Below are 6,202 nucleotides of genomic sequence, written 5' to 3' on the forward strand. Positions count from 1 at the left end.
TGAATGCCTGCAATTGTTTTTTTTAATGATCCGGCCACCACCGATATCTACCCCCTAGAGTTCGTCGGCAGCGTCAGATGTGTATAAGAGACAGATCAGGAGGATGTTCGGGCGGTTCATGGGGCTCCATCCCATCCAGGCGGTGCGAAGGCGCCGAGCGGGTCGTCGTCGAGGGGGCGCGTCTGTCCGGCGCCGACGACGGGCAGACCGCGGCCGTCCGCCTGCGCGTCGGCATGCTCAGTGAACCAGGCGTCCAGCATCCCGCGCATCCGCGCGAGATCTGCGGCGTGCGCAGGGTCGTCGGCGAGATTCACCCGCTCGCGCGGATCGGCCTCGAGGTCGTACAGCTCGTGAGGGCCGTACGGATGCCGGTGCACGTACTTGCGGTCTGTCGTGCGGATCATGCGGACGGGGCCGTACTCGCTGTGCACGACCACGGGGCGCGGCTCATCCTCCGCGCGCTCGCCGCGCAGCGCGGCGGCGAAGCTGCGCCCCGGCCCCTGCTCGAACGGCGCGGGGTCGAGTCCGAGCAGCTCGAGCAGCGTCGCGGGCACGTCGTAGGCGCTGCGCAGATCGTCGTGCACGTCGCCCTCGGGCAGCGCTCCGGGCTGCGCGACGATGAACGGCACCATCACGGACTCGTCGTACATGTTCATCGGGAAGGTGCCGTTGCCCTTGCCCCAGAAGCCGTGCTGGCCGCAGCTGAACCCGTTGTCGCTGAGGAACACCACCAGGGTGTCGTCGAGGATGTCGTGCGCGCGCAGCCGGTCGAGAACACGCCCGATCGCGGCATCCATCGCCGTCACTGCGGCGAAATAGCCGATCAGGGCCTCTCGGGTGTCGGCCTCGCCGCCGATCGGCGCGCCGTCGAGGGTCTGCAGCCACGGGTGGGGCTGCTCCTGCGGGCACGTCTCGAACGCGCAGTCGCGATAGAGGTCGGTGAACTCCGCGGGATGCTGACCGGCGAACGGCTTGTGCGGCGCGGTGAAGTTCAGGGCGAGGAAGAACGGTGCGTCGTGCTGCTGCTCGGCGTCGAGGAACGCGATCGCATCGTCGGCGATCGCATCGGTGAGGTACTCGGTGACATGCTCGGTCCGGCCGTCGCCGGTGTGCATCACCGCATCGTGGTACGCGCTGCCGCCGCCGTCGAGGGCGAACCAGTGCACGAAGCCGCGTCGCGGAACGTCGCTGGCGCCCAGATGCCACTTGCCCGACAGGCCGAGGCGGTAGCCTGCGTCGGCGAGCGCGTCGGAGAGGGTCGGCATCCCCGCCAGGTAGTCACGACTGGCCGCGCCGGCGTGCGCGCCGTCGAGGTAGTCGTGCACGCCGTGTGCCGACGGGATCCGTCCGGTGAGCAGGCTGGCCCTGGCCGGTGAGCACACGGGCGAGGCGCAGAAGAAGCGGTCGAGACGGATACCGCGCCCGGCCAGCTCATCGAGGACCGGCGTGCGGATCTCGTGGTTCCCCGCCGCGCCCAGCGCCCACGGGCCCTGGTCGTCGCTGACGATCAGGACGAGGTTCGGGTGGGTCATCTCAGCGCATCCGCCTCGGCGAACAGCAGTGCCGACCCCTCTTCCGCGGAGCGGTACGCCGCGAGGATCAGCTCGACCACGTGTCGGGCGTGCGCGATCGGCACGGTGGGAGTGCCGCCCTGCACCACACGCTGGAAGTCCTCCAGCTGCGCGGTGAAGGCGCTCTGGATGTCGTCGGGATGGCTGCGGTGCACCAGCCGCGAGCGGCCGTCGATGTGCACGGTGGTGCCGTGGCGTGGATCGATCTCGATGACGCCGCCGTCGCACACGATGGTCACGAGGTCGCCACGGGTCGCCGGATCGCTCACCACGACGATGCTCACCGCGACCCCGTTGTCGAGGCGCAGCATCATCGCACCGTCGGTCTCGACCGCCGAGCCGAAGCGGTTGACCGTGGTGGCGAGCATCTCGACCGCCCGCCCGGCGCCCAGCCACAGCGCCCGGTCGATGCAGTGGCCGCCGATGTTCATCAGCGCCCCGCCGCCGGCGATCTCGGGAGAGAAGAACCACGGCGAGCGGGTGCCCGGACGGTAGTCGGTGCTGCGGTTGTCGCGCACCATCCGCACCGTCCCCAGCTCGCCAGACGCCAGCACCCTCTGGGCGGCGACTTTCTCGGGCAGGTAGTGCTGGATGTGTCCCACGGTCAGCGCGACGCCCGCGCTCTCGCACGCGGCGACCAGCCGGTCGCAGTCCTCCAGGGTGGTGGCCATCGGCTTCTCCACCAGCACGTGCGCACCGGCGGCGGCGGCATCCACGCCGATCGGCAGGTGCGTCGCGTGCGGCGTGTTCACGATCACGGCATCCACCACCCCTGCCGCCAGCATCGACCGATGATCGGTGAAGACGGCGGCATCCGGGCATCCGGCGGCTGCCCTTCGAGCGGCGGCCTCGTCGATGTCGCAGACGGCGACGAGCTGCACGCCGTCCAACGCCGCTGCTGCGGCGCAGTGGTACGGGGCGACGGCCCCGGCTCCGATCAATCCGATCCGCACGTGTGTCTCCCTCGATCAGTCCTGGTGAAGTGCGCTCGCGCCGCACGAGCGACGGATCACGATGCGCGGCCGCAGCCGTATCTGGTGCAGCGGGCATTCGTCGCCCTCCACCAGCCGGCGCAGCATGACGTCAGCGGCCATGCGACCGATGCGGTACTTGGGCGGGGCCACCGCGGTCAGCGGCACCTCGGCGAGGTCGGCCACCTCGTCGTCGTACGAGACGAGGGCGACGTCGTCGGGGATGCTCACCCCGGCTCGGCGCGCGGCACCCTGCAGCAGCGCCGCTTCCCGGTCGCCGAACACGAGGGCGGCGGTGGCGTCGAACTCGCGCAGCGCAGTGAACGCGGACGACCCGGAATCGGCTTCCCACTCCTGCTTGGTCTGCGCGAACTCGAGCCCGGTGGGCAGCTCGAGGTCGGCGATGGCCCGGCGGTAGCCGCGCACGATGCCGAACTCGGTGACGGTGGCCGAGCGCGTGAGAAGGGCGATGCGCGAGTGGCCGAGGCGTGCCAGGTGGACGATCGCATCGTACGCCCCGCCGGCGTGGTCGGAGCAGACGTGCTCGGTGGTGTCGGCGGGGCCGACATCGGCCAGGCTGCGTTCGACCAGCACGACCGGGACAGGCAGCGCCATGAGCTGCTGAGCGCGGGCGAGCGGGGCGTCGAGCCCCGTGAGCGTGGGCGCGAGGATGAGTCCGTCGACACCGGCATCCAGCAGCGACGCGATCGCGTCGTCCTCGCGCTCGGGCTGGTAGCGGTAGGTCGCCAGCTGCAGCGAGGCGCCCGCCGCCTGCAGGGATTCGTCGATGCCCTGCAGAACTCTGGGGTAGTAGAGCTGGGTGTCGGGCAGCAGCACGCCGATGCGCCGACGCGTGCGCTCCTCGCGTGGGCGGGTGTGCGCGACGAAGCTGCCGGCGCCCTGGCGACGGACGACGATCCGCTCGGCCACGAGCTCGTCGAACGCCCTGCGCACGGTGGTCAGCGACAGGCCCGTCTCCTTGGAGAGCTCCTGCTCGGTGGGCAGCTTCTGGCCCGCGGTCCAGGTGCCGGCGAGGATGCCTCGACGCAGCTGATCGGCGAGGAGCTCGAATTTCAGCCCCCGCGATTCTGCGTCGCGCACCGTTGCGCGCTTTCCGGCCATGCCGATCCCCCTCCGTCGTTCTTCCTTTGATTCTTCGGTCAATGAAGTGAGGAATAAAGACGTATTCGACGATTCCTTGCGTCCGATCTCCGGCATTCCGGGGTCGAGGATGCGGATCCCCGGCAACAGATCGATCACGGATATCGGAATACTCCTTGAATGCTCTTGTATGCACGGGCGAAAGTCGACCCCGCAGGCGACGATGCCGTGCACAGACGAAAGGAAATCCGATGGCGAAGATCCGTAAGGTCTCAGCACTTGCCCTCATCGGCGCGGTCGCGCTGACCGCCGCCGGATGCTCGTCCGCCTCAGGCGGCGGGTCCAGCGACTCCGGAGAGTTCACCTACTGGTCGATGTGGAAGGAGGGCGAGGCGCAGCAGAAGGTCGTCGCCCAGGCCATCGCCGACTTCGAGAAGGAGACCGGCATCGAGGTGAACGTCCAGTGGCAGGGGCGCGACAACCTCAAGAAGACCGTGCCCACGCTCAACACGAACAAGGTGCCCGACCTCGTCGACGGCTCGTTCGCGAAGACCGCACCCGTGCTCGCCGAGACCGGGCAGGCGAAGCCCCTCACCGAGGCGTACGCCGCTGACGTCGACGGCGAGAAGGCGGGGGAGCTGATCCCCGAGGCGTACCTCGAAGACGACGTGCTCACCGTCGAGGGCGAGGACGCACCGTGGATGCTGCCGTACTCGCTCAGCAGCGACGCGATCTGGTTCAACAAGGCCGCGCACCCGGAACTCGCCAAGAACCCGCCGCAGAGCTGGGACGACTTCCTCGCCACGATGGACGAGATGAAGGCGGCCGGCGAGACCCCGATCGCCATCGACGGCGACGTCGCCGGATACAACGCCTACTGGTACACGTCCGCCATGGTCGGCCTCGCCGGCCCCGGCTCGCTGCGCGAGATGGCCGCCGACAAGACCGGCAAGGCGTGGGACGACCCCGAGGCGCTCGAAGCCGCGCAGATGATCGAGGAGCTCGTCAAGGGCGACTACTTCATCGACGGCTACAACGCCAGCAAGTGGCCGGCGCAGCAGCAGGTCTGGGCCGACGACAAGGCGGTCATGCTCTTCAACGGCACGTGGATCCCCACCGAGACCGGCCCGTACGCCGCCGACGGCTTCGAGTACTCGTCGTTCCCGTTCCCCACGCTGGGTGACACCGCACGTGCCGACTTCGTCGGATTCGCCGTGCCGGCCCGCGCGAAGAACGCCGAGAACGCCGAGAAGTTCGCCGCCTTCTTCCTGAACAAGAAGTACCAGGACGCTCTGGGCAGCGAGGCGAAGATCATCCCGATCCGTGCCGACGCCGCCGTCAGCGAGGAGATGTCGACGGTCAAGGAGGCGCTCGACGAGGCCGACTCCTACTACATGCAGAACGACGGCATCAGCTTCCCCGGCTACACCGAGAAGCTGCTGTGGCCGGCGCTGAGCGATCTCGTGCTCGGCAAGACCGACGCGAAGACGTTCGTCGAGACGATGAAGACCGGCCAGGTCGACTACTGGGAGCAGAACTCGTGACCGACGTCGCTCTGGCGCCCGCCGCACCCCTCCCCGCCGCCCGTCGCGGGCGGCGGGGAGGGGGCAGCACGATCGACCAGGCCCGCCGCCGCCTGTTCGTGCCGTTCGTCGGACCCGCCTTCCTGCTGTACTCGATCCTGTTCGTCGTGCCCTCGGTGTACGCGATCTGGATCAGCTTCAACAAGTGGGCCGGTGCCGGTCCCATGGAGTTCGTCGGCCTCGGCAACTACGTGCGGCTGTTCAACGACAAGCTCTTCCTGCGCTCGTTCGGCAACACGCTGCTGCTGCTGTTCGTCGTCGGACTCGCGATCTTCGTGATCGCCTTCGCGCTCACCCTCGTGCTTCGCGACATGGCGGGCAAGAAGATCGCGCGCTCGGTGATCTTCTTCCCCCATCTGGTCAACGCGATGATCTTCGGCGTCCTCGCCGGGTTCATCTTCAACCCGGGCGGCCTGGTCAACACGCTGCTCGGCGCCTTCGGCGTCACCGATCCGCCCGCCTGGCTCTCGCAGGACAACCTGTTCCCGCTGATCATGGTCATGATGACGTGGATCACCACGGGATACTTCACGACGATCCTGATGGCGGGCGTCGACCGCATCCCGCCGTACTACTACGAGGACTGCGCCCTCGCCGGGGCGAACGCCTGGCAGCGTCTGCGCCACGTCATCCTGCCGCTGACCTGGGACGTGTTCGGCACGTGCGCCGTGCTGTGGACGATCTCGTCGGTCAAGATCTTCGAGATCATCTGGATCTTCGGCGGCTCGACCGGGGCGGGCATGCCGCCGACGCAGACCTGGACCACGGCGGTGTACACCTACGTCACCGCCTTCTCCGGCGAATCCGTGCCCGCGTACGGCGCGGCATCCGCCTCGGCCGTGCTGTCGCTCGCCCTCGTGTCGGTGCTCGGGGGGCACCACGATGGTGCGGGTGGTGTCTTCGGTGAGTGTCGCAGTCACGATGTCTCCTAGAATTCGATCGCTTCGCGCTTCATCACGCGACGCAGCAGCAGCAC

General features: G+C 68.5%; 5 protein-coding genes. 2 read left to right on the plus strand and 3 right to left on the minus strand.

The genetic code is table 11. The annotated features are described in order from the left end of the window. Positions 1-116: 116 nt before the first annotated feature. Genes BFN01_RS00980 through BFN01_RS00990 form a run of 3 tightly spaced genes read right to left on the minus strand, consistent with a single transcriptional unit; the run spans position 117 to position 3,664 of the window. The gene (locus tag BFN01_RS00980; protein ID WP_071640599.1) at positions 117-1,532 is read right to left on the minus strand and encodes a sulfatase-like hydrolase/transferase; all 1,416 of its coding nucleotides are present in this window, start codon (positions 1,530-1,532) and stop codon (positions 117-119) included. Next, a complete protein-coding gene (locus BFN01_RS00985; RefSeq protein WP_071640601.1) occupies positions 1,529-2,524 on the minus strand; it encodes a Gfo/Idh/MocA family protein in 996 nt (331 codons plus the stop codon). Before BFN01_RS00985 ends, BFN01_RS00980 begins: the two co-directional genes overlap by 4 nt. A gap of 15 nt (positions 2,525-2,539) precedes the next feature. Continuing rightward, complete coding sequence (locus BFN01_RS00990) at positions 2,540-3,664, minus strand: substrate-binding domain-containing protein (protein WP_071640603.1); 1,125 nt, start codon at positions 3,662-3,664, stop codon at positions 2,540-2,542. A gap of 230 nt (positions 3,665-3,894) precedes the next feature. Between BFN01_RS00990 and BFN01_RS00995 the strand changes: the two genes are divergently transcribed. Together BFN01_RS00995 and BFN01_RS01000 are read left to right on the plus strand one after the other, a co-directional pair. After that, on the plus strand, positions 3,895-5,187 hold the full coding sequence (locus BFN01_RS00995) for an ABC transporter substrate-binding protein (protein WP_071640605.1): 1,293 nt from the start codon (positions 3,895-3,897) through the stop codon (positions 5,185-5,187). Next, positions 5,184-6,158 (plus strand): carbohydrate ABC transporter permease, encoded by a 975-nt coding sequence (locus BFN01_RS01000; RefSeq protein WP_256220986.1) that lies wholly within the window; start codon positions 5,184-5,186, stop codon positions 6,156-6,158. The genes BFN01_RS00995 and BFN01_RS01000 overlap by 4 nt, the downstream gene beginning before the upstream one ends. The last annotated feature ends 44 nt before the right edge of the window (positions 6,159-6,202 follow it).

The sequence above is a fragment of the Microbacterium sp. AR7-10 genome (assembly GCF_001878835.1).
In the GTDB taxonomy this organism is placed as follows: Bacteria; Actinomycetota; Actinomycetes; order Actinomycetales; family Microbacteriaceae; genus Microbacterium; species Microbacterium commune.

Bases quoted from the DNA above. Each gene is read 5' to 3' on its own strand.
- BFN01_RS00980 (WP_071640599.1), bottom strand. From the start codon at position 1,532: ATGACCCACCCGAACCTCGTCCTGATCGTCAGCGACGACCAGGGCCCG.
- BFN01_RS00990 (WP_071640603.1), bottom strand. From the start codon at position 3,664: ATGGCCGGAAAGCGCGCAACGGTGCGCGACGCAGAATCGCGGGGGCTG.
- BFN01_RS00995 (WP_071640605.1), top strand. From the start codon at position 3,895: ATGGCGAAGATCCGTAAGGTCTCAGCACTTGCCCTCATCGGCGCGGTC.